This window comes from Spiroplasma turonicum (genome assembly GCF_001262715.1).
Lineage (GTDB): Bacteria > Bacillota_I > Bacilli_A > Mycoplasmatales > Mycoplasmataceae > Spiroplasma_A > Spiroplasma_A turonicum.
In genome coordinates, this window is sequence record NZ_CP012328.1 from 548,463 (window position 1) to 573,890 (window position 25,428).

At 21.9% G+C, this 25,428-nt stretch carries 25 protein-coding genes; 12 read left to right on the forward strand and 13 right to left on the reverse strand.

Going from position 1 to position 25,428, the window contains the following annotated elements; all coding sequences use genetic code 4:
• The first annotated feature begins 55 nt into the window (after positions 1-55).
• From STURON_RS02480 to STURON_RS02505, 6 genes are all read left to right on the forward strand, one after another.
• Positions 56-2,704 (forward strand): valine--tRNA ligase, encoded by a 2,649-nt coding sequence (locus STURON_RS02480; RefSeq protein ID WP_075048305.1) that lies wholly within the window; start codon positions 56-58, stop codon positions 2,702-2,704.
• 65 nt (positions 2,705-2,769) lie between these two features.
• Positions 2,770-3,252, forward strand: coding sequence for a hypothetical protein (locus STURON_RS02485; protein ID WP_075048306.1), 483 nt, complete (start codon positions 2,770-2,772; stop codon positions 3,250-3,252).
• Between the two features lie 63 nt (positions 3,253-3,315).
• Positions 3,316-3,759, forward strand: coding sequence for a hypothetical protein (locus tag STURON_RS02490; protein WP_075048307.1), 444 nt, complete (start codon positions 3,316-3,318; stop codon positions 3,757-3,759).
• A 93-nt stretch (positions 3,760-3,852) separates the two neighbouring features.
• Entirely contained in the window at positions 3,853-4,455 is a 603-nt protein-coding gene (locus STURON_RS02495; protein WP_075048308.1) for a LemA family protein, read from the forward strand.
• 58 nt (positions 4,456-4,513) lie between these two features.
• Entirely contained in the window at positions 4,514-5,062 is a 549-nt protein-coding gene (locus STURON_RS02500; RefSeq protein ID WP_075048309.1) for a hypothetical protein, read from the forward strand.
• Positions 5,063-5,261: 199 nt separating this feature from the next.
• Positions 5,262-7,088: a ComEC/Rec2 family competence protein gene (locus STURON_RS02505; protein WP_158500509.1), complete on the forward strand. Its 1,827-nt coding sequence runs from the start codon at positions 5,262-5,264 to the stop codon at positions 7,086-7,088.
• A 22-nt stretch (positions 7,089-7,110) separates the two neighbouring features.
• Here the strand turns inward: STURON_RS02505 and rpsT are convergent, their stop codons facing one another.
• Positions 7,111-7,353, reverse strand: coding sequence for a 30S ribosomal protein S20 (gene rpsT, locus STURON_RS02510; protein WP_075048311.1), 243 nt, complete (start codon positions 7,351-7,353; stop codon positions 7,111-7,113).
• Between the two features lie 135 nt (positions 7,354-7,488).
• Between rpsT and holA the strand changes: the two genes are divergently transcribed.
• The 6 genes from holA to STURON_RS02540 all read left to right on the forward strand — a co-directional run bounded on the left by holA (position 7,489) and on the right by STURON_RS02540 (position 13,698).
• A complete protein-coding gene (gene holA, locus STURON_RS02515) occupies positions 7,489-8,436 on the forward strand; it encodes a DNA polymerase III subunit delta (protein WP_075048312.1) in 948 nt (315 codons plus the stop codon).
• A 33-nt stretch (positions 8,437-8,469) separates the two neighbouring features.
• Positions 8,470-9,885, forward strand: coding sequence for a hypothetical protein (locus tag STURON_RS02520; protein ID WP_075048313.1), 1,416 nt, complete (start codon positions 8,470-8,472; stop codon positions 9,883-9,885).
• 82 nt (positions 9,886-9,967) lie between these two features.
• Positions 9,968-10,249, forward strand: a complete 282-nt coding sequence (locus STURON_RS02525; RefSeq protein WP_075048314.1) for a hypothetical protein — start codon at positions 9,968-9,970, stop codon at positions 10,247-10,249.
• Positions 10,250-10,258: 9 nt separating this feature from the next.
• Positions 10,259-11,323: a hypothetical protein gene (locus STURON_RS02530; protein WP_075048315.1), complete on the forward strand. Its 1,065-nt coding sequence runs from the start codon at positions 10,259-10,261 to the stop codon at positions 11,321-11,323.
• A gap of 303 nt (positions 11,324-11,626) precedes the next feature.
• Complete coding sequence (locus STURON_RS02535) at positions 11,627-13,075, forward strand: hypothetical protein (protein ID WP_075048316.1); 1,449 nt, start codon at positions 11,627-11,629, stop codon at positions 13,073-13,075.
• Positions 13,076-13,083: 8 nt separating this feature from the next.
• The gene (locus STURON_RS02540; RefSeq protein ID WP_075048317.1) at positions 13,084-13,698 is read left to right on the forward strand and encodes a dephospho-CoA kinase; all 615 of its coding nucleotides are present in this window, start codon (positions 13,084-13,086) and stop codon (positions 13,696-13,698) included.
• On the opposite strand, the gene STURON_RS02545 is transcribed toward STURON_RS02540, so the two are convergent.
• The 12 genes from STURON_RS02545 to STURON_RS02600 form a co-directional block, all read right to left on the reverse strand.
• Positions 13,691-14,326 (reverse strand): hypothetical protein, encoded by a 636-nt coding sequence (locus tag STURON_RS02545; protein WP_075048318.1) that lies wholly within the window; start codon positions 14,324-14,326, stop codon positions 13,691-13,693. The two genes, STURON_RS02540 and STURON_RS02545, sit on opposite strands and share 8 nt — an antisense overlap.
• Before the next feature lie 78 nt (positions 14,327-14,404).
• The gene (locus STURON_RS02550; protein ID WP_075048319.1) at positions 14,405-15,733 is read right to left on the reverse strand and encodes a Y-family DNA polymerase; all 1,329 of its coding nucleotides are present in this window, start codon (positions 15,731-15,733) and stop codon (positions 14,405-14,407) included.
• A complete protein-coding gene (locus tag STURON_RS02555) occupies positions 15,720-16,538 on the reverse strand; it encodes a TlyA family RNA methyltransferase (RefSeq protein WP_075048320.1) in 819 nt (272 codons plus the stop codon). Before STURON_RS02555 ends, STURON_RS02550 begins: the two co-directional genes overlap by 14 nt.
• A 14-nt stretch (positions 16,539-16,552) precedes the next feature.
• Positions 16,553-17,494: a hypothetical protein gene (locus STURON_RS02560; protein ID WP_075048321.1), complete on the reverse strand. Its 942-nt coding sequence runs from the start codon at positions 17,492-17,494 to the stop codon at positions 16,553-16,555.
• Between the two features lie 4 nt (positions 17,495-17,498).
• A complete protein-coding gene (locus tag STURON_RS02565; protein WP_075048322.1) occupies positions 17,499-19,133 on the reverse strand; it encodes a 1-deoxy-D-xylulose-5-phosphate synthase N-terminal domain-containing protein in 1,635 nt (544 codons plus the stop codon).
• Between the two features lie 19 nt (positions 19,134-19,152).
• Positions 19,153-19,353 (reverse strand): exodeoxyribonuclease VII small subunit, encoded by a 201-nt coding sequence (xseB, locus tag STURON_RS02570; protein ID WP_075048323.1) that lies wholly within the window; start codon positions 19,351-19,353, stop codon positions 19,153-19,155.
• Between the two features lies 1 nt (position 19,354).
• Positions 19,355-20,686: an exodeoxyribonuclease VII large subunit gene (gene xseA / locus STURON_RS02575; protein ID WP_075048324.1), complete on the reverse strand. Its 1,332-nt coding sequence runs from the start codon at positions 20,684-20,686 to the stop codon at positions 19,355-19,357.
• 10 nt (positions 20,687-20,696) lie between these two features.
• On the reverse strand, positions 20,697-22,127 hold the full coding sequence (locus tag STURON_RS02580) for a hypothetical protein (protein WP_075048325.1): 1,431 nt from the start codon (positions 22,125-22,127) through the stop codon (positions 20,697-20,699).
• A gap of 10 nt (positions 22,128-22,137) precedes the next feature.
• Complete coding sequence (locus STURON_RS02585) at positions 22,138-22,569, reverse strand: transcription antitermination factor NusB (RefSeq protein WP_082236176.1); 432 nt, start codon at positions 22,567-22,569, stop codon at positions 22,138-22,140.
• Positions 22,553-23,596, reverse strand: coding sequence for a Vmc-like lipoprotein signal peptide domain-containing protein (locus STURON_RS02590; protein ID WP_075048326.1), 1,044 nt, complete (start codon positions 23,594-23,596; stop codon positions 22,553-22,555). The genes STURON_RS02585 and STURON_RS02590 overlap by 17 nt, the downstream gene beginning before the upstream one ends.
• A gap of 38 nt (positions 23,597-23,634) precedes the next feature.
• Positions 23,635-24,543 carry a deoxyribonuclease IV gene (locus tag STURON_RS02595; protein WP_075048327.1) on the reverse strand — a complete coding sequence of 303 codons (909 nt, stop codon included), beginning with the start codon at positions 24,541-24,543 and terminating at the stop codon, positions 23,635-23,637.
• Positions 24,536-25,426: a riboflavin kinase gene (locus tag STURON_RS02600; protein ID WP_075048328.1), complete on the reverse strand. Its 891-nt coding sequence runs from the start codon at positions 25,424-25,426 to the stop codon at positions 24,536-24,538. Before STURON_RS02600 ends, STURON_RS02595 begins: the two co-directional genes overlap by 8 nt.
• Between the last annotated feature and the right edge of the window lie 2 nt (positions 25,427-25,428).

Genomic DNA, 25,428 nt, shown 5'->3' on the forward strand with positions numbered 1-25,428 from the left:
CTCTTTTTTTTAATTATTGGTATAATTAACTTAGAAAATTTTAAATGAGGTTTTTATGGAATTTAAAGAATTAGAAAAAAAATATAATCATATTAAAGTTGAAAAAGACAAATACAAAATTTGATTGGATTTAGACTTATTTAAATCTCAAGAAGATTCTAAAAAAACACCTTATTCAATTGTTATACCTCCTCCTAACGTAACAGGTAAACTTCATTTAGGTCATGCTTGAGATGGTTCATTACAAGATCTTTTAATAAGATATAAAAAACTATCAGGATATGATACAGTATGAATACCAGGAATGGATCATGCAGGTATAGCAACTCAAGCAAAAGTTGAAGAAAGACTTAGAAAAGATAATATATCAAGACATGATTTAGGTAGAGAAAAATTTATTAATAAAGTTTGAGAATGAAAAGAAGAATACAGCTTAAACATTAGAAATCAGTGATCTAAATTAGGTTTAGCATTAGATTATTCAAAGGAAAAGTTTACATATTCAAAAGAGTTAAATAAAATTGTTAATTATGTTTTTGTAGAAATGTATAAAAAGGGTTTAATTTATAGAGGTGAAAGAATCATTAATTGAGACCCTAAGCAAAAAACTGCTCTTTCTAATATCGAAGTTATATATAAAGAAACAAAAGGAAAAATGTATTATTTTAAATATTTCTTTAAAAACGAAGATAAATATTTAACTGTTGCAACTACAAGACCTGAAACAATGTTTGGGGATGTTTGTTTAGTTATAAATCCAAATGATGAACGATATAAAGAATATATTAATAAAACTGTAATAAATCCTGCTAATGGAAAAGAAATACCGGTCATAGCTGATGAATATGTAGAAACAGACTTTGGAACCGGTATTATGAAATGTACACCAGCACATGATCCAAATGATTTTGAACTTTCATTAAAACATAATTTAGAATTAATAAATGTGATGAGTTTAGATGGTACTATGAATGAATTAACTGGTGAATTTAATAATATTGATCGTTTTGAAGTACGTAAAATACTTATAGATAAGTTAATCAAAAATGATTTGGTTGTTAAAATTGAGGATATAATTCATCAAGTTGGCTATTCAGAAAGAAGTGGAGTAATAATTGAACCATTAATTTCAAAACAATGATTTGTTAAAATGAAAAGTCTAGCAAAAAATGTTATTGACTTACAAAAAAGTGACAATAAAATTAAATTTTATCCAAATCGTTTTTCAACAACCTTAAAAACTTGAATGAATAATGCTTATGATTGAACAATATCAAGACAATTATGGTGAGGACATCAAATACCTGCTTGATACAATAAAAATAATGATGATATTTATGTTGGTTTAGAAGAACCAAAAGACATTGATAATTGATATAGAGATGAAGATGTTTTAGATACATGATTCTCAAGTGCATTTTGACCTTTTGCAACAATGGAATGAACACCAAATAAAGAATCAAAATTGATGAAGAGGTATTTTCCTATTTCTGTAATGGTTACTGGATATGATATAATCTTTTTTTGAGTTGCAAGAATGATTTTTCAATCATTAGAATTTACTAAGTCGAAACCATTTAATGATGTTTTATTACATGGTTTAATCAGAGACGAAAAAGGTCAAAAAATGAGTAAGTCTTTAGGCAATGGTGTTGACCCTATGGATGTTATTGAGGAGTATGGTGCTGATTCTTTAAGATATTTTTTAATTACAAATTCAAGTCCCGGTCAAGATTTAAGATATAGTGATGAAAAACTTAAATCTACCTGAAACTTTATAAATAAGTTATGAAATGCTTCTAGATTTGTATTTATGAATAGTAACATTATATGTACTGACAAAGATTATAAAGAGTTATACTTTGATAATTTAACAAATAATAACTTATCTGAAAAATGAATATTAAATAGACTGACTATATGCAAACAAGACATTAAAAAAGCAATTGATCAATATGAGTTTAGTGTTGTAGGAAAGTTGCTGTATAGTTTTATTTGAGATGAATATTGTTCATGATATTTAGAACTATCTAAGGCACAATTACAAAATGACAAACTAAGTTCAACTGAAATAAATAATATCAAAGCAACTTTAATTTATGTTCTAAAACAAATTATTTTAATGTTACATCCACTATGTCCTTTTGTAACCGAAGAAATATATAGTTCTTTAGGATTATTAAAATCAATTATGTTAGAAACATATGATAATGAAATATTTAATTTTGATGATAAAGGTATTGAAAATGTATTTGAAATTATTTCAGCTATTAGAGAGTTCAGATTAGAACATAATATAAAAAATAATTTACAACTTAATTTCAATTTAAATACAAAAAACTCAAAGTTATTTATAAAAAGTCCTGAATTAATCAATTATTTAAATAATGTTTCAATTAAATTAGTTAATTCTACTATTTCTAATACCTTAAATTTAGTTGAAGAAATAACTTCGTTATCAATAAAAGATTATTATTTAGAAATTAAAAATGAAAACTTTATTGATAAAGAAGAAGCTTTAAAATCATTGTTAGAAGCAAAAAATAAACTTGAGGCTGAATTAAGAAGAAGTGAAAGTATCATTAGTAATGATAATTTTATGAAAAAAGCTAGTTCTGAGAAGAGAGAATTGGAATTAAATAAGTATAAAAATTATAAATTACAATATGATTCTTTATTAAAAAAAATCAATAATATTCATTAAATTGTAATTTTTTTTGTTAAAATCAATATTGTATTACAATTCTATAATAAAGAGAGGAATAACTCATGAAAAAATCTTGAATAATGATGTTGACAACATCGTTAATATTACTTGTAGTAGCTGTAATTGGTTATGCACTGCCAGATTTTAAATATAAAAATTCATCGTCAATGATGTATAACTATTATGGAGGAGGTAATTCATTTCCAGGAACAACAGCAAATGTTTCATTATGATTAGAACTTCTAATTTCGATGGCAGTTATATCAGCTGTAATCTCAATATTTGTTCTCATAATGGCTTATGTTTATGAAAATACAACATATAATAAGTATGCGATATTTGCTCAAATACCTTTTGTATTTATTGCATTTTTTAGCGGGATTATGCTATTGGCTGCTGGTTGTTTAAATTTAGGGTCTGTTAACCAAAGCGATAAGCTAGCTCCAATCTTAATATTAACATTTATTAATATTGGTTATTTCGGAGTTGTTGGTGCAGCTATAACTACTGGAATTGTAGAATATAAAACAAACTCACTTAAATAAAATTTCATAAATAATTTTTATAGGTGTATAATTATATATGGAATAATTAGAAAGGGGCTATTTATGAAGATATCATGAATAGTAGTAGCATCAAGCTTTTTAGTTACATTATTAACTTCTGTATTGATTTTAACTTTAAGCGATGACTTTGGATATAAATTTTATACTTTTTTTGAAGGAGAAAAATTTCCTTCAAAAGACAATCAAGTATTCATATGGTTGTTAATTTATATTATATTATTAGCAATTGGATCTATAGCAGCAGCATTTGTCTCTTTATGCAATTTTATAAATATCGAAAAGTATAATAGAATTATGAATTATGCATTTATTTTTTTAGGGGTTCTTTTACTTATATTTGGAGTTTTTTTAATAGTGGCAGGTTCTAATGCACAATCTTCGGATAAAGAAGCAGTAATTTCATTAAGTTTATTATCTATATTTTTACCAATTACTTTAACATCTATTGGATTAATGTCATTAATTAATTTCAAAAGTAAAAATTAAAATACACTAATTAACTTAAAAAAAGTATTTAGTGTATTTTTTTTATAAATTATAATTTATAATAAAGTTATTATTTTAAATAGGAGTAAAAGTATGAAACATAACACAATTGATCCAAATTCAAGTGTTGGAACAAAACCAAAAACAAATTTTTTTGGAGTATTATTTTGAGTAATTATCTGTTTTTTATTAATACCATTAATAGTCCATGTGACTAATATAAATAGATTAAAAAGATTAAAAGTTAAAATAGATGAAGCTGAAGCTGGTATAGATATTCAATTAAAAAGAAGAAGAGACACATTAATTAAGTTAATTGATTCTGTAAAAGAAAGTATAAGCTTTGAAAAGGAAATGCAAACAACACTTACAAGTATGCGTACAGGTGGTGGAGTTGATCAATTAATGAGAAATGCATCAAAACTAAATGATATAAGCAAACAAATTCAAGTACAAGTTGAAAACTATGCAAATCTTAAATCAAATGATTTAATTAGAGACTTAATGTCAGAATCTTCAAATATTGAAGAAAACATTTCAGCTTCAAGAAGAATTTACAATTCAAATGTAAGTGAATTTAATCAATCAATAAATGTTTATCCTAGTAACTTAGCTGCTAATCAACTAGGATACAAATTTATGCCATTCTTTGAAATTCAAGACACTGATCGTGAAGATGTAAAAATTAAATTTTAAATATCAATTATATTGATATTTTTTTTATTTATAATCGATTTAATAAAAGGGTGTTTGATTGAAAATTAGATATTACTTAATATTATTGATAACAACATTTTTGATAAGTCTCGGGACATATTTCATAATTAAAGAAATAAACAATTCTGATACAAGCTCTAACAGTAACATTGTCAATAATAGTTTTATTAAATTTAAGGTTAAATATAATTTAATTTTAAAAGATGAAACAATTTTACCTAATTTTATTAAAAAAACAACTGAAAATAAAACTAAAGATATAAATAAGTTTTTAGAAAAAGAAAATTTAACTCACTTAAAAAACTATTTTAATATTGAAGAACAAAATGAGTTTTATGAAAAAGGTTTAATATTAATTATGCCAATTTCATATGAATTAACAACAAAAGAAAATAGATTTACTATTTCAGATGATTATTTCTCAAAGTTTAGTATTGATTTAAAAGACTCTACACAATTTAAAAAATACTTATCTAACTCAGAATCAGAACTAGATAAGTGTGTTGAAACTTTAGTAAAGAAATATAAAAAAAATGAATTTGTCCTTGATTTTATAATAAATGCAATTTATTTCACGATATATTAGTAACAGCTTTATAAATATTTTTTTATCTATTGTTTTGACTATAATTATAATAAATTTTATTGATAATATTTTTTTAATTATTTTATGTTTTGCTTTTATTTGATTAATAAATGTTAAAAGTATTAAAAACAATTTTATATTGCCGCTTATTTTACTTTTTTTTCAATTAGGATGCTTATTATTAAAATCTGGAATTTTATTGACAAATAGTGGAAATTTTTTAATAGTAGATAAAGGATCAAACTATATAATACTAAAAAAGTATTTTGTTAAGTATTATCTAAGAGTAGGGGAGTTGGAATTTAAAGTAGGGGAGTTCATAAAGTTAGAAGGGGAGATTGAAAAGATAAATAAGCCTGATGTTTATTGAGGTTTTAACTTTAATGAATATCTATTACGAAATGGCATAAATTATGAAATAAAAAACTATGCATATACTAAAACAAATATTTATACAATAAGATACTTTATATTTAATTCATTAAAGACTGACAACAAGTTAATAAATTTATTTTTATTTCAAAACAAAAAAACAGACAATTTATATAATAATCTGTTGGAATTAGGTTTATCTTTTTTAATTAATTTAAGTGGTTTAAATATATTTATAATTGATGCAATAATTTTTAAGGTATTGTTTAAGAAAACAAAGTTTCTTAAGAAAACTAAACCATTATTTTTGGTCTTTTTATTTTTTTATAATTATATTATTGGTTTTAAAATTTTTATATCTAAATCATTAGTGAGTATTTCATTAAGAGAATATAAAAATAAGAAGAAAATATGTTTAGAAGGTTGAAGTTTTCAATCTATTCAGTGAACTATATTACTAATTATAAAACCAATTTATTTATTTAACATAGGCTTTGTATATAGTATAGTATTTTCATTTTTTTTCATAAATAAATATGGTTTTAATAATAAAAGCATTAAGTCTTACATAAAAAATGGATTATTAATAACAGCAATTATAATGCCTTTGCAAGCTTTTTATAATTATAAAATTCATATATTAACTATTGTGTTTCAAACATTATTAACACCAATTTTATCTTTTTCATTTATCTTTTCATTGTTTTTTCCATGTTTTGTTAATGTTTCTAATTTTTTATATTTATTATTAAACAATATTTCTAAAATATTTTTAGAGTTAAATTTTACTATAATAGTAGGTCACATTCCATTGGTTTTGATCTTTTTTTACTTCATTACATTGAAACTTACTCAAATATCAATTATTTATTCTATTAATAAAAGATTTATAATAAGAATATCTATGCTTTTAATTTCAACAATATTTTTACAATTTAATCAATTAAACTTTTTTGATAGCAGTATATATATGCTAAATGTTGGTAATGGAAATAGTTTTTTGATAAAAGATAAAAATAAGATATTAATAATGGATGCAGGTGCTGGCTATGGTTATTCAGAAACTATATTTAAGGATTTCTTATTATATAAAGGTATAAGAAAAATAGATGCTGTCATTATTAGTCACAACCATAATGATCATTATAACCAATTAAATAGTCTTAAAAGTCAATATAAAATCAATTATCTATACACAAACGATAATGTTCCTAGTACATTAAACTTTAAAAATATTAATATTTTTAATTTCGTTGAATTAAACCATAAAGATGAAAATGATAATTCAATAGTTTCATTAATTAATATTAATAATAAAAAAATGCTATTTATGGGTGACGCTACTAAAAAAATAGAAACTAAATTGCTTAATAATGAATTTTTTTTAACACTTATAGGTCCAGGCATTGATTTTTTACAAGTTGGTCACCATGGAAGTAAAACAAGTAGTTCAGAGGTTTTTATTAATAAAGTCAATCCTTTTACCTGTTATATAAGTGGTAAAAAAGAAAAACATAAAAATTTTCCTAATAAAGAAACTATAGAAACTTTAACAAATAATAATTGTAATATATTTGTTACTGATGATAAAGATAATTTTAAATACAATATAAAAAATAGTAGTACTAGTAAAATAAAAAAAACCTTCATTTAATGAAGGTTTAATATTAAATAGATTATTTCATTAATCTTGATTTTTCACGTGCAGCTTTATTAGCTTTAAAAATACCTTTAACAACTGATTTATCAAGTAAACTCACCGCTTCGTTAACTAGGTTATCTTTTGATTCTAAATTATCATGTTTTGCAACTAAAGCTTTTTTTATTGCTGTTTTAACTTTACTTCTAAAAGATTTATTTGCAATTCTTGATTTTTCATTTGTTAAAATTCTCTTTTCTTGTGATTTAATATTTGCCATTTATTTCACCTCTTTTTATGCAAAAATAGTTTACATAATAAAGTATATAGTAAATACAACCATTTTTACAAGTATTTTATACAATTTTTGAAATATTTTTATAAGATTTCATTGTATAATAAAAATGGTGAAAAAATGTTTTTAATATACTCAAATGATGATTATTTATTAAACAAACAAACAAAAAAAATAATCAATAAGCTTTTGGAAAATGAATATTATGAGGTATTAAGATATTCTTTAATTGATTCTAACATAAATGAAATATATGAAGAAATCAATACTATATCCTTATTTAATGAAAAAAAAATTATAATTATTGAAGATTGTTACTTTTTAACAGAAAAAAAAATAAAGTTACATCAATCATTTGATGTTGATATTATTAAAAAAATAATAAGTCAAAAAAACATAAATCAATTAATTTTTACTTTAAATAGTGAAACATATTCAAAAAGACTTAAAATATCAAAGGAATTTGAATTATCTTGTAAGATACTAGAAGTTAAAAAACCTTCTTATAATGAAAAGATTGCCTTAGTTAAACGAAAATTAACTGATAATAAAATAAAATTTAATGAAGATGCAATAAATTATCTTTTAGAAGTTTTGCCTGATGATATGGGCGTTTTTTCCAATGAAGTTGCAAAATTAATTGAATATAACTCTTTTATCGATATTAATTTAGTAAATATCATAACTGAAAAATATCAAAATTTTGATATTTTTAGTCTTGTTGAAACTATATTAGACAATAATATAGAAGACTTTATTAAAAAATTTAATATTTACGTTAATAATAATAAAGATATTTATGGTTTTTTAGCATTAGTTTTAAATGGATTAACAACATTGCGAAATATTAATATTTGCAAAAAAAATGCAATGTCAGATAACCAAATAATTGATTTATTAAAAATAAACCCTTATAGATTAAAGGTTTTTTCAAACAAAAAAATAAAAGATATATCATTAATTAATGATAAAATTAATTTGTTATATTATTTAGAAAAAAATTTAAAAAGTGGGTTATTTGATAGTAAAATAATTCCAGAACTAACATTCTTAAAAATTTTCAATTAATAGTATCAAAGTAAACTTGGAAGGTAGAGTAAAGTGGAACCAAACAAAATATATAGTGACTTAATAATTAACTTATCTAATGCATTAAAAAATGATGATTTAAAACAAAATAGTTTTAAAGACCCAGAATTAAAGAAGCAATACACTTTATTTGTTGATAATTTATTAGCATTAGAAATTAATCATAGTTGTTTATATAAAGATAAAAAATGAAGTTCAAATTTCGGAAAAACATTAGTTAATTTATATAAAGAAAAAATTAAGTTTATTAAACCAGACAACAAAAAAATTGAAGATATCTTATCTGATCTGATTTTTTTCCAAACATTTTGTTTTAATAATTATAAAATTGAAAGAGAAAAACTAAACGATAACCACGATATAGATGAAGAAATTATAAAATCTTATTCAATATTACCTGAGGGCTTTATAAAAACTTCAAATAATGAAGAAAATGTATATGTTGAACCCGAAGTAGTAGATAAGGATGTTGAACAACCTAATTATGATTCTAATAACAACTCTTCAAATGCTTTTAATGCTTCAAAAGTATTGCTACATCCACTTCAAGATCAAAGATTTTACCCATATAATTCTAAACCTAAAAACACTAAGTTATATAAGATGATTTTAATGGGACTTTTTTCAGCTTTTGTAATCTTGTATTTCATTATTACAGGTATTTTAAATTTTTCTAAGTATAACATTGAATCAGCTGACACCTTTAAAGAATGAGGATTTAATAATGAGTTCATTGAAAAATTTAGCAATTTTGAAGGTTTAAATTGACCACTTTCTTATTCTTTTTCAATTCCTCTTATATCTAGTGTAATGGGTGTTCTTAGTATACTTATTATATTTTTGTTTTCTGCATATGTGGCGTATCTTTTAATACAACCACCTAGAAATTATAAAGATAAATATTTAGTCCCTTGATTCATACCAATTGCAATTATTTTTATAGTTGGTATGATTACTTATAACTTTATTGGCCTTTTTCAATTTTATTTTGGAAAATCTAATGTAACTTCAACTTCAATAGCAAATATATTGGGTCAGTCAGTTATGGGCTTCAAAACTACTGAAGAAATAGCAAATTGATTAAAAGATGCTAGTGTTAGTGATGCAATTAATAACATGACTAATAGTTTAAATAGTTCACTTGCTTATGGTGCTTTAAAAGTAATGTTTTGAATTTTCTTTACTATTGAAGTATTATGTGGTGGAATGGCAATTTTTGTAATTGTTATTAATCCACGTTTAGATAAAAATAAATTAATCAAAGCTAATAATGAATATAATAATTATATCAATGCAGCTATGCAAGGTAAATCATATGATATTGATAAATCATTATATGAATCTGATGAAGAAATTAGTGAATTTATGAATACTATTAAAAATCACAAGAATAAAAAAAATAAAAATGAAGATAAAGATAGTGAATAACATTTAAATATAGGTATATAATAATATAAATGCTAAAAAATAATATTTTTTAGCATTTTTTATAAAGTTTTTAAGGAGATTTATGAGTTATTATTATAAACATAAATATGGATTATCCACACATGCTATGCAAAGAATAAAACAAAGGTTATCAATTAAAGAAAATGATGAGTTCTTAATTAGAGATATAATTGCTAACATGATTGATAATTCTAATTATTCATTTCAAACTAGTAAAACATTATATATTAAATCTCCAAAAAACGATATATATTTTATTATTGATATTTTATCAAATACAATAATAACAGCTACAAAAATATCAGCTCAAAAACAATTAGATTTAATAAATGCAGATAAGTAAGGATAGAAGATGGAAAAAAAAGTAATTAAGAAAAACTTAATATTGCCAACTGAGTTTTTAGATAGTTGAATCAGTAAAAAACCAGATGGTTCTTTGTACTTTAAATATATTGATTTTGAAACTGACAATGTTGAAGAAATTGATGTTGTCAATGAGTCATTTATAAAAATTATTTTTGATAATAATGAAAGTTTTGATTCAAATCAAATACTTAAACAATACAATCAAATTGCAAAAGTTGCTAAAGCTATTGTTGAAAAAAGATTAAAAATTAATGATGACCAAATTAAGTTAACTAGTAAAGAACTTTTGTTTTTAAAATACTTTTACTTTCTAATTACAATACTTAATGGAGAGTATAAATTTTCTATTGATGGTGATTTAAAAAAATATAGAACAATAGATGTATTGGATAAAAATATTGAAAATAACATTAAAAACGTTTTATTAAATATAATTAGTTATGTTATTTTTGAAATGTATGATTATATTTTTAGTAAAAGAACATTTGAAAGTTTATATGATTTCATAGAAAGTAATGGAATACAATTTAATGTTATTGATTATGAAAAAACAATTATTGTTCCTTTAAAGATGTTAAATGAACAAAACTATAAGTTTATTGATTTTTATTTTCATAATGTTGTTAATAACACATTTTTTAAATTTTTTAAAGTATCAAATTTAGATCGAAAGTTATTTTTGTTAACAAACAAAACTATAGCAAACTTTATAGATAACAATACAAAAAAAACTCTAATAAGTTTTTTTGTAGTTGACCCAAAAGTTTCAATTGGTGTAGTAAATCTTGGGCCTGGAAGAGGTGAATATAGACCGTATTTTAGATATTTTACTAATAATATTATGAACAAAAAAATAATACCTCATTGTTTAATACCAGAACATGTTATCGAAGAAGAAGGAATCTCTCTCACGGATAATCAAAGATTTTATTATAAAAGTTTTGAATTAACTGAAGAACAAGTTCAATTAATTAATGACTGTTTAACTTATAGGGATTTGAAATCAGATTTTGAAAACTTTATTAAATTTCAAACTAATAAAATAGATTAAGTATTAATTAAAACATAAACATTTATTAATGAATGAACATAAACCTTAGTTTTTTAATAAATTAAATAAAAAAAATCTTTACAAAATAAAATAATTTTTAATTAATATATACATGTGTTATTTTATTCTTTAATTATCTAAAAAAGCTTTATTTTCTTTTAAATTAATTGATTTGTAGGCTTTTAGAATATTTTTAATTTAATAAAGCTCATTTTTTGAAATTTATATTTAATGTAACAACAAGCATTATTTATAATAGTAATAAAATATAGTATAATATATATTGTTTACTATGAGGTGATTATGTCAAACATTAAGATACTAAAAGAAAATAAAAAAACTGTATTTATGCTAACTTCATTAACAATTTTCTCTTTTATTATTTTTTTATTTGGTATTACAATGTTATTTTCACCAATTATTAATCAAGAGAATCTTGATAAAGTAAATGAATTTTATAATAATGATTATACATTAGTCATGTCTTTTTTATATAAAATGAATGAATATGGTGTTTTTGCTGTTAAATCAGATCTTTTGTTAATAGTGTGATTACCATTAATTATTGGTGCTTCTTTCACTTTAATTATGTTATTTAGAATAATAATACATTCAAAGGGACAAAAAACAAAAAATAGAAAAGGTATACCTGTAATTGTAAAACCTATTAGAAGCTATCAATTAACAATGGTAATAGGTTGATTTTTTTTAGTAGTTCTATTTTTTACTACAATTTTTAGTTATTTATCAGCATCTCCATTTTTATTTGGTGCAACATGATTTATAGGTTTTAGTAATTCTCCTTTTTTAACTGAGGAATCTATTACTCATTTTTCAAATGTTTTAAATGGTCAATTTAAAAATTGTTATTGACTAACATATGGCTTATTTTCTCAGTCAACAGAAGGTATATATGGAGAAAACAGTGAAATATTTTTATGATTTTGAATTTTGTTTCCTATAATATTTCAATTTATTTTCTTTTTAGTTGCTTTTATTGGAACAATTTGTGGTGAATGTAGTTGAGGAATTATTAATACATCAGTAATACGAGATCTAGACATTTCGTCTAATGAAAGTGTTCAATTAAATAACAATGTTTCAAAAAAATATATAGATAAAAAAATTGATCTTAATAAAAAAACAAGTTCAGAAATTCAAGCTAGAGTTTTATTATTTTACAAAAATTTTATTTCTTTATTAGAATCATCTAACAATACTAAAATACCCATATATAATGAAGCAAGAATTCTTTTAGAAAAATATAGTGTGATTCAGAAAACCAATTGAAAAAAAATAGGAAAGTATGTTCAAGAAATAGTAAATTGATACACCAATACAGAACAAAGATTTGTTAACTTATTGAGTCAATTAGTAACTAATCCAAAAATAAATTATTTCAAAGGAATGAAAAATGAATTACAAAAATTAATAGGGGAGTATCAAAGTTCAATAAATACTTGAAACTTACTAAAAGCTGAATTCAAAATAGAACAAATTTTTATTTTATCTTCATATAAAAGTGAAATACTTGCAAAGGTAGGTTATTGTTTAAAAAATAGGTTGAATACTACTTTTAGCAGTTTAGACGATAAAAATAATTTTATAAAACTATTAGAAAAGTATAAGTTTGAAAAAGATTATATAAATTATAGAAAAACTTGTATTAATTTAATTAAGCAAATATCTCCTGAAAAAATAGCTATAAATGATTTTATCAAAAATATTTCGAGTTTAATTAACTTTCAATAGGGGTAAAGATGTTAATAATCGGTTTATATGGTTTAATAGGTAGTGGCAAAACATCATTTGCAAAATATATAATGAATTCAGATTTAAGGAAAATTTTTACTTATATAAATTCTGATGATATAGGTAAAAGTTTATTATTCAATAATGAAGTAAAAGAATTTATCGTAAAAGAGTTCAAAATGAATTTAGTTGAAAATGAAATTGATAAAAAAGTATTTAGAGAATTATTATTTAATAACAATAAATTAAATTTTATATATAGTAATTTTATATGACCAAAAATATCTATTCAAATAAAAGAACAAATTATGTTAACGGATGAAAATAAAATTAAAGTTATACTAATTGAATCATCTTTAATTGATGGTTTAAATATTAACTTTCATAAAAAAATATATATAAAATGCAATGTTAAATCAAAAAGATTATATTTTAAAAATATTTTAGATAGAGATGGAATTAAAACAAATTTTTTGCAGTTAAAAAATATATTTAGTTATCAAAAGAAAATAATCAAAAAAATAAAATATGATTATAAAATAAAAAATAATCTTGAAAATGATTTTTTTGAAAGGGGAATGAAAATTATAAAAAAAATACTGAATGAATTCAATATTATTTAGTATTTTTTTTCTTTTTTACATAACCAATTTCTTTTAAAACTTCCTCAATAGTGCTTTTTACTAAAGTGACTGTTTCATCTTCTGATACTTTTTCACCATTTATATTATCTTCTAAATTTAATCTTTTTAGAACTTTTTTGTTCAATTTATTTAAACTAACTTCTAAAGTATTATCATGCTTATTATAAAAATTTATATCAGTTTCAACTTTAATATCATAAATATTTTTACTTTTTTTATTAATTTTAAAAGTTTTTAAATTATTATCGTTAACATCATCTTGTTTATTTAATAGTTTATTTTTTAAACTTTCCATACGAGTTGTTAGTTCAGACTCATCAATCTTAGTTATACCCTCTTCTTCAGGTAGATTTTTTATTTTAGCTTTTTCCTTTTTAATATTAGCTTTTGCTTTTGATAAAATATATTCAATAGTTCCAGGTTTGGGTTTACTATTTTTCTTCTGTTTATTTATTTCCTCTTCTGTTTGAATACCATGAAGACGTCTTACCTTTTCACTTAAACTTTTTTCTACTGATTCTGATTTTTTAAATATATTTTGTTCTTCACATACATGTATTTTTAAATGTTTTTGACAAAACTTAGGTGTAGATAATGGGTTTTTCATTATTCCTCCAAAAAAATATTAATTTAATTATACTATAAAAAAAGAAATATAATTTTTAAATTAAATAGGGGATTTAAACTACTTTTTTCATTTTTCTAATAGTTGATCATTAGAAAGATGTATGTCATCTAACTTAATATATTTTGATTGTGCTAAATTTTTTGTTTTATATTTATTATATGCTTCTCCATTAAAGATTACATTATCACCAAACTTATTTTTTAAATCATATATTAAATCATTACTATAATTAGTATTTATACTAATAATATTTTCATAATTCCAACTTTTAATTTCTAATTGTTCGTAAGAATTTATCATATTCTTTAAATTAGACAACCTTACTCCAATTAATAGAACTGGCTCCCCTTTTCATAAATCATAAAAACATTTTTTAGCTATGGTGAATATCTCTTCAAGATTATTTGTACTTTTATATAATTTTTCTTGTTTTGTTATATGTTTTTTTCTTTCGTTTTTATTATATCCTTTTGTTAAATTATCGTCTAAATATTTTAGACTTATTGAGATAGTATCTCCTGATAAGAATCTTTTTTTAGCTCTATCTGAAACTTTGCTTGATAACTCATAAATTAATGTTTCTATTTCTATATAGTCTGTAGTAGTATAGTTAAGAGTCATTTCATTACCAATATTTTTTAAATCATTCTTATCAGGTTCTACAACATCATCAGAAATACCATTTGCTCAATTTCATAGTGTTAAGCCTCTTTTTCCAAGTATTTTATAAATGAAGTCTACATTTGAATTTGCAAGGTCTTTAATCGTTTTTATATTATTATTAATCAATATTTTTTCAGTCGCTTCCCCTACCATAAACATATCTTTTATTTTCATTGGTCAAATCTTTGATTCAATATCTTTTTCTAATAAAACAGTTACACCAGATGGTTTGTTAAAGTCAACAGCCATTTTTGCTAAGAATTTATTTGTGCTTACACCTATAGAACAACTTAAATCAAATTTGTTTTTGACATCTTTAATAATTTCTAAAGCTAGTTTTTTTACACTACCATATTTTTTTCATACTTTAGTTACATCTATATAGCATTCATCAATTGAAGCAACTTCAATTTTTTTTGTATATTTATAATATATTAGGTCAAAAACCTTTTCTGAATAGTCAATATATAGTTGAAAGTTTACATCTACAATAGTTAAATTATTACATAATTTTTCTGCTTGAAAAATAGGCATTCCTGCTTTTATTCCATATTTTCTTGCATTATAACTTGCAGTTAATATAATAGATCTACGATTTGGTGAACTTACTACTAAGTTAGTATTTGCTAAATTTTTATTTTTAGCAATATGACAACCTGCATAAAATGCATCCATGTCTAATAAAAAAATAACTTTATTTTTTTTCTGATTATTGTTTATCATAAAAATGTATTCAACACTCTTTCACTAAATTTGATATTTTGATTTCATCAAAATTATATTTTATATCATTTTTTGATTTTATTATATAGCATAAATACTCTATATTCTTTTTTTTGTTGCCTAATATTGGTGAGTAACTCATGTCTATAATTCTAAAATCATTTTCTATTGCATAGTTCACTACTCTTTTTATAGCTTTTATGTGATTGTCTTTAGAATTTATTTTTCCATTTTTAATATCCTCTTTATCACATTCGAATTGCGGTTTTATTAAAACAACACCTGTTGTACCTTCCTCAACTATATCTCTTAAAGGTATCAATATTTTTTCTAATGATATAAACGAAACATCACAGCAAAAAAAATCTATTTTTCTATCAAAATTATCTTTGTTAACATATCTAAAGTTAGTATTTTCCATAGATATAACCTTTGAATTAGTACGTAATTTATAATCAAGTTGGTTTGTACCAACATCAATTGCGAAAACATTACTAGCATTATTCTTTAGACAACAATCAGTGAAACCCCCAGTAGAACTTCCTATATCTAGACAAACTTTATTTAATAAATCTATTTGTCAATATTCAACAGCTGATTGAAGTTTTCTTCCTGCTCTACTCACAAATTCATTTTGATCATTTAATATTTTTATTATTACTTTTTCAGAATCAAACATAGTTCCTGGTTTAGTTACTTTTTCATTATTTACAATAACTTTCCCATCCATTATAAATGCTCTAGCTTTACTTTTATTATCAAGCAAACATTTATTAACAATTATTTGATCTAATCTTTCTTTCATAACTTTCCTTTATATTAAAACTTTGTTTTACGTTTTTTGTATTTAAATTTTTTTAGATTTAATTGTTTTATTTTATTAGATCTATCTATATTAGAATAAAGAGCATTTTCTTCTTGAATGACATTTTTTATTCTTGTGAATATTTCTGAACCATAAGTTTTTATAATATTTTTTTTGAGATTTTTAAGTCTTTGCATATATTTAGAATATGATAGTGAAAATGATTTTTTTAAATTTAATTTATGATAATTACCATTTTCTAATGACTCCTTGATAGAAGAAATTACAATCCTTTTTTCGTCTTCGCTATTTACAACTAAATCAGATTGATTATTTAGTAATTCTTTTCCTTCAGTTTTATAATCAACTAATAAATTATCAAAATGTTCTACTTTTATCTTTACAGGATTGTTTGATAATACTGTTTCAAAGTTTTTAAAAGTTTCGAATAGTTCATTTTTTTCTTCATTAGCATCTTGAATAACATTATCATTTTTTATGTCTATTATGTCTTCTGATAAATTAGAAAAATCTTGAGTAGACTCTTGAATATGTGGTTGTGATAAATTTAATATATTTTTTTTAAAAGTTTTTTCTTGTATAATGCTTTGAGGTTTTATAATTGTTTTTAATTCTTTTTCATCTTTTTTTTCTAAATCATCAAAATCAAGAGTATAGAAAGTTGGATAGTCACTATACATTTGTTTATTAAAAATATTTAATTCTCTAATTAGTGTATCTTCTGTTCCTGTTGGTACAATTATATGGTCAGAATATTCCTTAATTATTTGTTTATCTACAGCTTCTTTTAAATGTAATATTTTTCTTATTTCTTGGATATCTTTAAGAGCATCTTTTTTTTCTTGGTTAGTTAATCCTTCTAAAATATTATTTATTTCTTTATCTTTCTGTAATTTTTCTAAAAAATAGTTTCTATCTGCTATTTTATGTTCCATGTTCTTAGTCCTTTGTAATAAAGTTAAAAATATTAATTACATCTAATGAGCATTCTTTAAGTAAATCATTTTCATTACCGTGCATAACTTTGTTTGATTTTATATTAAATCCAAAGACATCAGCTTTTGATTTATAATAATTTATTATTTTTTCATATAATGAGTTAGTTTCTAAAACTTCCTCATAAACATATATTTTATTATATCTTATTTTTTCTAAAAGATTAATATCAAGTGGTTTTATAAATCTAGCGTTAACTAAATTAATTTTTAAATTATTTTTTTTAATAAACTCTTTTAACTTTTCTAATACAACACCATAGGATATTAAAGTTTTATTGTATTTATTATTATAAATTAAGAAATCTCAATCTCCAATATTAAATTTTGATACAATTTCGGTATTAATAATTTCTTTATTTTCGTAACGCAAAAAGAAAATATTACTTTCATTATTAAACATTAATTTAACTAGGTTTTTAACATCATTATAATCATAAGGTTGACATATTATGCTATTTATAATATTAGAAGCTATAGAAATATCATAAATACCATGGTGGCTAACTCCCCCACTGAAACTTAAACCTCCCCTATCGATTAAGAAATTAACATTGTTGTTATTCCTTGCTATATCGTGTATTAATTGATCAACTATTCTTTGTGTAAATGTAGAATAAATAGAAACAATAACCTTTTTATTAACATTTGAAAGCGCATTTGCAACAAGAAGAACAATTTCTTCATTGATACCTAAATCAATAACGTTTTCTGGAAAATTAAGTGATAAGTTCATAAAACCTGAGGGATAAAGCATTGAAGGTGATAATAAATAACATTTACTTGTAAATAATTTTTCCACTTCTTTAGATATTATTTTAGGATAAGTATTTTCAACTTCTTTTTCTGCAGTATGATTATACAACAATGGTAGTGCACCATTATAACCGATTGCTTTAGTTGTTTTAAAGTGGATCAATGTATTCTTGTTTAATTCTTTGGTTTTATTAATAGCTTTAAAAATACTTTTAAAGTCATTGCCATTTTCACAATATATATATCTTATATCTAAAGATTCACAATATTTTTCGATATTTTCAACCCTTGGTGATGAAGTACCAATAGATTCATTATTATCATTTAGAAAAATTATAATTCTGCTTTTTGACTTTTTTATGTTTAACAGTGTTCCATGAGTATAAGACGTAAAAAATGAAGCATCACCTATCATTACCACAATATTTTTTTTAAAACCTAATATACCATAACCTAATGCATATGCTAAAGCAGTTGAAGAATGACCATTACTTATTCAATCATACTTAGTTTCATTAAATTCTTGGAAATTACTTAAACCTTTATAATTTTTTAATGATTTAAATTTTTCTATACCGTTTACAATAAGTTTAAAAACATGTGACTGATGACCAGTATCAAATAAAAGAATATCATTGTCTATATCAAATAATGCAAAAAAAGACATAGTTAATTCAACCACTCCTAAATTACTTCCAATATGCCCATTTTTATATTGTACAAAGTCTATTAAAAAGCTACGAATTTCCTTTGCAATATTTTCTAAATTTTCGATGTCATTATTACTTTTTATTTTTTCAATGATATTTTCATCTTTATGCATCGTTTTTTACCTTTAATATTTATTCAAAATCAGTAATTGAACCATCGTTCATAACTTTTTTGACTTCACCCTCTATGTTTAAGAGCATTTCTTTAGCTTTTTTAATAAGTTCATTGCCCTTTTTAAATAATTCAATTGTATCTTCCATTTTAGTTGATGGATCATTTAGCTTATTTGAAATTTGTTTAATTTCTTCTATTATTTCATTAAAATTGTTCATTTTAATTTCCTTTCTTTATATTTAAATCAACATCACCATCATTTAGTGTTACATTGATTATATCAATATTATCAAAATCATTTTTACTTCTTAAAATTTTATTATTATTTTTAATTATTGAGTAGCCTTTACTTAAAATTAAATTAGGATCATGACTATTTATTGATGTTTGATAATTCATTAATTTATTTCCACAATCCTTCAGCTTATCTATAATTAATTTCTCCCACAAACTATTTCAATTAGAGATTTCTATTTTATGATATTTAATTTTATTTAAAATACTGTTGTAATATATTTGTTTAGTATTTTTAATAGAATCATTATACTTATGTAACTTACTAATTACAAAATTTTTTATTAAGTTACTTTGATTATTTAATATAATTTTACTATTTTCAATTTTATTATTAATTATTGTTATATAATTTTTTGATGATGTATTTATAATTTCTTTATAGTAATTTATTCGTGTATTTACTTTTTCTATAAACATATTCAATTTATTATTTAATAATTGTTGCAAATTATTAACATCTGGAGTTGCTTTTTCACCTGCAGCAGTTGGTGTTGAAGCTCTAGCATCAGAAACATAATCAGCTATTGTAAAATCAGCTTCATGACCAATTCCTGTTATAATTGGTATTTCACTATTATAAATAGCATTTAAAACTTCCATTTCATTAAAACTTCATAAATCTTCATAGCTTCCACCACCTCTACCTACTATTAAAACATCTAATTTAGTTTTAAAATTGTTAGCTTGTTGGATTTTGGATGCTATGTCTTTTGCACTTTCATCACCTTGTACCATTGCGGGAAAAATAAATAAATTAACTAATGGAAATCTTCTTTTAATTGAATTTATTATATCTCTTACAGCATCACCCGTTGCTGCTGTAACTACACCAATATTTTTAGGTAACTTAGGAATTGGTTTTTTTCTTTCGTCATTAAACCAACCACTTTCTTTTAATTGATTAAATCTTTTGTTATAAAGAATATTTAATTCTCCAATTCCATCAATTTTTAAATCATTTACAACATAAGTAATTTTTCCTGTTTTTACATAGTAGGTTATATTCCCGGTTGCAATTATTTCTGTGCCTTCTTCAATGTTTAAGTTTTTAAATTTATGAGCATTGAATTTTCAAATTGCACAATCAATTTTAGAATCAGCATCCTTTAATGAAAAATATATATGACCCTTAATATTATGTGTCAGATTGGCAACCTCACCTTTAATACTTAATGATTTTAAGGAATCATCATTTTCTAATGAGTATTTTAATTTTTCATTAAGCTCACTAACTTTAATAAAACTTTTATCCATTTTAAACTCCTTATAAATATTCAAGTTTATTGATACTATTTTTTATTTTTATGTGCAATTCAAATAATTCTAAAGCTTCAACATGAGATAATTCCTTAGAAGTTATTTGCTTTTTAATTTTTTGAAAGTTGGTATTTAAATATTCGTAAAGCTCACTAATACTTAAATTATCAAACTTTATTTTTATTTCTTGTAGTTTATTTTTATCATTTTTTTCTTTACTTACTTTAATATTATCGATATTATTGTTAAAAATTTTAATAAATTTATTAAATAAAGATTTAACTTTATTTATATCAATATTTATTAGGTCAAAATTTTCTTCAATAGTTAGCTCGGTAATTAATTGCGTGTAATTTTTAAAATTAGTAACTTCATTTTTAACTGGTAATGTATAAATATGTTTTAGATCATCATTGATGTTGACGTTATTTTTATCTATAAAGGTTTTTTTTAAATTATCATCATCTAATAATTCATCCCAATACTTACTTAAAAAATCATTAGTTAAATCTATATTTTTATTTATAATGTCATAATTATCAAATGAACTATTCTTATTGTTAATAAACTTAATTAAATCATCTAAATTTGTAAAGTTTCTTTTACATAAATAATCAGTAAATGATAAAAAGTTATTATTTATAGTTAAAACAATTAAGTTATTAGATAATATAGTTTTAAAAAAATTTGAACTATTTAAAAAATAATTTTGATAATTTTTAAATTTGACTACATTAAAATCAATTATTAAAAGTGAACCTTCTTTAAATAATGACTGTATTTTTTTATATTTATTTTCAAATTCTAATGCATTTAATTCAAAATTTTTATTATTAAGGGTTTTAATAATTTTTTCAAAAAATAAATTTCAGTGTTTATGTAATTCTTCATCATAATTAGTCAATTGAGATGAATTTATTTCATTAAAATATTTTTGATCAAATTTATAATAATCATTTATTAAATTTTTTCTTAATTCATAAACATTTTCATTGTTGTAAAACTCTTTATAATGAATATATTTATTTAGCTCATCTATATTCCTTACATAAATATTTAAAGATTTATTTTCAATTTTTTCAATATTTTGTTGATAAACAATCTTTTGGTTATCATTTACTTTACTTAAAGTAAAAAAAATAATTTCTTTAAAATTATTTTTCATTAGATTATGATTTGTATTTTTTACATAATCAAAGATTGATTTATTTTCTATTATTTTTTTAACTTCTTTAAATTCTTTTTTTAAATAATTATAAGCAAGATAGTTATTAATAATTCTAATCAAATACTTTTCATTAAATGAATTATTACTGAATTTTAATTCTAAATAATATTTATGAAAACCAGAATACAAAAAATTTTTTAATCTTTTAAAAAATTTATTTAAATTATTTTCAAAGTTATTATTTGTTAGTAATAATTCACTAGTATTCATATCTACCTCTCTAAATTTTATCTAAAATTGCATTAATGAAACTTGTTTCTCAACTAGGTAAATAGCTTCTTGTTAATTCAATGCTTTCGTTTATTACAATAGCTTTTGGAGTTATATTATTTGTAATTTCATATACAGCATTAACAAGAATTGCTTTTATAATGTTTGGAATACGTTTTCATTTTCAAGTTTCATCTAAATTAGATTCACATATATTAATTAAATTGTCTATTTCATCTGAAATTTTAAAAATATAATTTTCAAACTGTTCATCGTATTCATTTAATAATTGAAAACCATCAATAGCTTCTTGTTTTATGTTTGTTTTACATTCTAATATAAAATATCTATATAAAATTTGTATAGTATTTTTTCTTCTTTTCTTTAAGTATGTTACATTATTATTAATTGTTGGTAAATCCATATTATATAAACCTAGCATTATCTAAACCAAATATTTCTTTAATTGCTTTAGATGAATCAGATGAATCAGATGAATCAAATATACTAACTGCTATATTTTTTAAATTTTTAAATATATCCTTGTTATGTAAACTCATGTATGTAAGATATTCTTCAGGTGTAAAAAGTTGTAACATTGTTGTGTATTCTAATTTATCATTTAAAATTTCTTTATTTGTTAAATTTAATTCAAAATCATTTGCTGATAACCCAAACTTTTGATAAATTGAATAAAATAATCCTTTAACTGAATTTTGAATTGCATTTGAATTAATTTTTTTAAAATTATCATTATCTTCGAATTTAGCATCTTTAATTATAGAAAGTGAATTATTGTAATAACTATCAACTTTAATATTTTCTACTTCACCGCTTGAGTCTGGCGTTAATAAATTACCAAATTTTTTATACTTTATTGAGTTAATTTTACCATTTTTTTCAAATTCATATTCAAATAATGGTTTATTAGTAATTTTAAAATCTAAGAACTTAGTATTTAAATCATCGTCTGATTCATTTTCTAATTTATACTTAAAAAATAGACTTATTTCCTGTTTATTATCTTTTTTATTAGAATCATCCCAAAAATTGTGATCTAAAATAGTTTTTAAATCTTTAATTTTACCAGTACTGGTTGAAAATATCGCTTTAGTTAAGGTGTCATTTGATTTATATATATTAAAATCTAATTCATTTCCAAAAAACGTATTTTTACCTTTTAGTTCAGTTTCATTTACATCAAAATTATTAAATCTAAATCCTATTAACTTTATTATTTCATTACTTAAATTAGATAAAACTTCTCTATCATTATTACTTTCTTTATTTAGATTTAAACTATCAACACTAATAGTTTTATATTGCTTATAGTCTCATAAATTTTGGATGTCAGATAATTTTTTATAAGTATTATCAGTAGCCACTTGACAACTAACTATTGTACTAGTTGATGTTGCAATTATTGATAAACTTAATAAACTGAATAATAACTTCTTAAATCTGTTCATTTTGCTCACCTTTTCATATATATATTATCATATTAAACTTATTCTTTTATCAAATCTTTAAATGGGTTATTAAATGTTGAATTATCAAGCATTTGGATCTCATCTTTATATGGACAGAAATTGTTAATTCATGGTGTTTCTAATATAATTGGAATATTTTTAAAAATAGGATTATGAACAATTTTATTTAAAACATCAAAACCTATTTTTCCATATCCAATATTATGATGTCTATCTTTATGAGAATTTATTTCATTTTTACTATCATTTAGATGAATTACTGATAGCTTTTCAAGACCTATTTTCAAATCAAACTCATTTATAACATCATTAAGGTTATTTTTTATATCATAACCAGCATCATTTATATGACAAGTATCAATACAAACACTTAACTTATCATTACATTTTGAGTTTGTTAATACATATTTTAATTGATCAAAGTTAGTACATATTTCAGTTCCTTTTCCAGACATAGTTTCAAGTGCTACTGTAATATCTATATTTATTATATCTTTATCTAAGAGGACCATATCCAATCCTTTTATTAAGCTATCTAAAGCAACTTGTAGTTCAGCTCCAACGGCTGCTCCAGGGTGCAAAACTAACTTACTTACACCGATATCATTAAGTCTAAGTATTTCTTCTTTTAAAAGTCTAACACCTAAATCAAAAGTATCTTTTTTTATAGTATTGGCAAGATTAATTGTATATGGACCATGACATACAAGTTTAGATTTATTAAAATTATATTTAATCAATAATTCATTAAATTCTTTTATTTTTAACTTACTAGTTTCAGTTCTACGTGTGTTTTGAGGGGCACCAGTGAAGAACATAAAGGTATTAGCATTATTTGTTATAGCTTCTTCTACACTACCTACTAGATAGTTGTTTGTAGCATTCATTCCAACATGACAACCTAAAAAATAATCTCTTTTATTCATAAATCTCCTTATTAAATTTATTCTTACAATAATTTACGTCTTTTTCTAATAATTGTTTTAATTCATCTAAGGAATTAACTTTAACATTATTTCTTAGTCATTCAAGTAACTGAATCGTTACTGTTCAATCATAGATTTCCATATCAAAATTTAATATATGAACTTCAAATACCTCTTGATTTAGTTCATTTTTCCAATAACAACCAGCACCAATAAAAGTTTTATTTAAATGATGTATAAAAACTGAACAAGCATAAATTCCATAATTAATAATTAGTTTATTTTTTATTATTATATTAATTGTTGGAAAACCAATTGTTCTCCCAAGTTGCTTACCTTTTTGAACAACTCCATCAATTTTATAAAAACAACCAGTTATCTTTTGAAAAGTTGCAAAATCATTATTTACAATGGATATGTATGCATCACTGTCTAGTTTTTTTTCATTAAAGTCATCAATTATTATACAATTATCATTATAGAATTCTTTAAAAGTTTTAGTGTTAAAAACTTTATTAATATAGTAATTTTCTGGAATTAATACTTTTTTAAATAAAAGTTCATTATTCATATTATTGAAAAGATCTAATTTATTGAAACTTAAATAGTTATCATTGTAATCATATATTATTAAATTATCTATATTTAAATTCTTAGATATCTTAATTATATTATCCATATTAAATAAACCTTCGTTTAAAGGTTTATTTCTAAACAAAATAATACTTGTTTCACAATTTAATTCAGTTGCTATTTTCTTTAATTTATTTATATTATTGTTATCAAATGTACTTCAATTTGAAAAATCACTAATGTATACAACAGATTCATTAATAATAACTTTTAATTTTATTAAATAATTGAAGTAATGAATTTTTAACATTT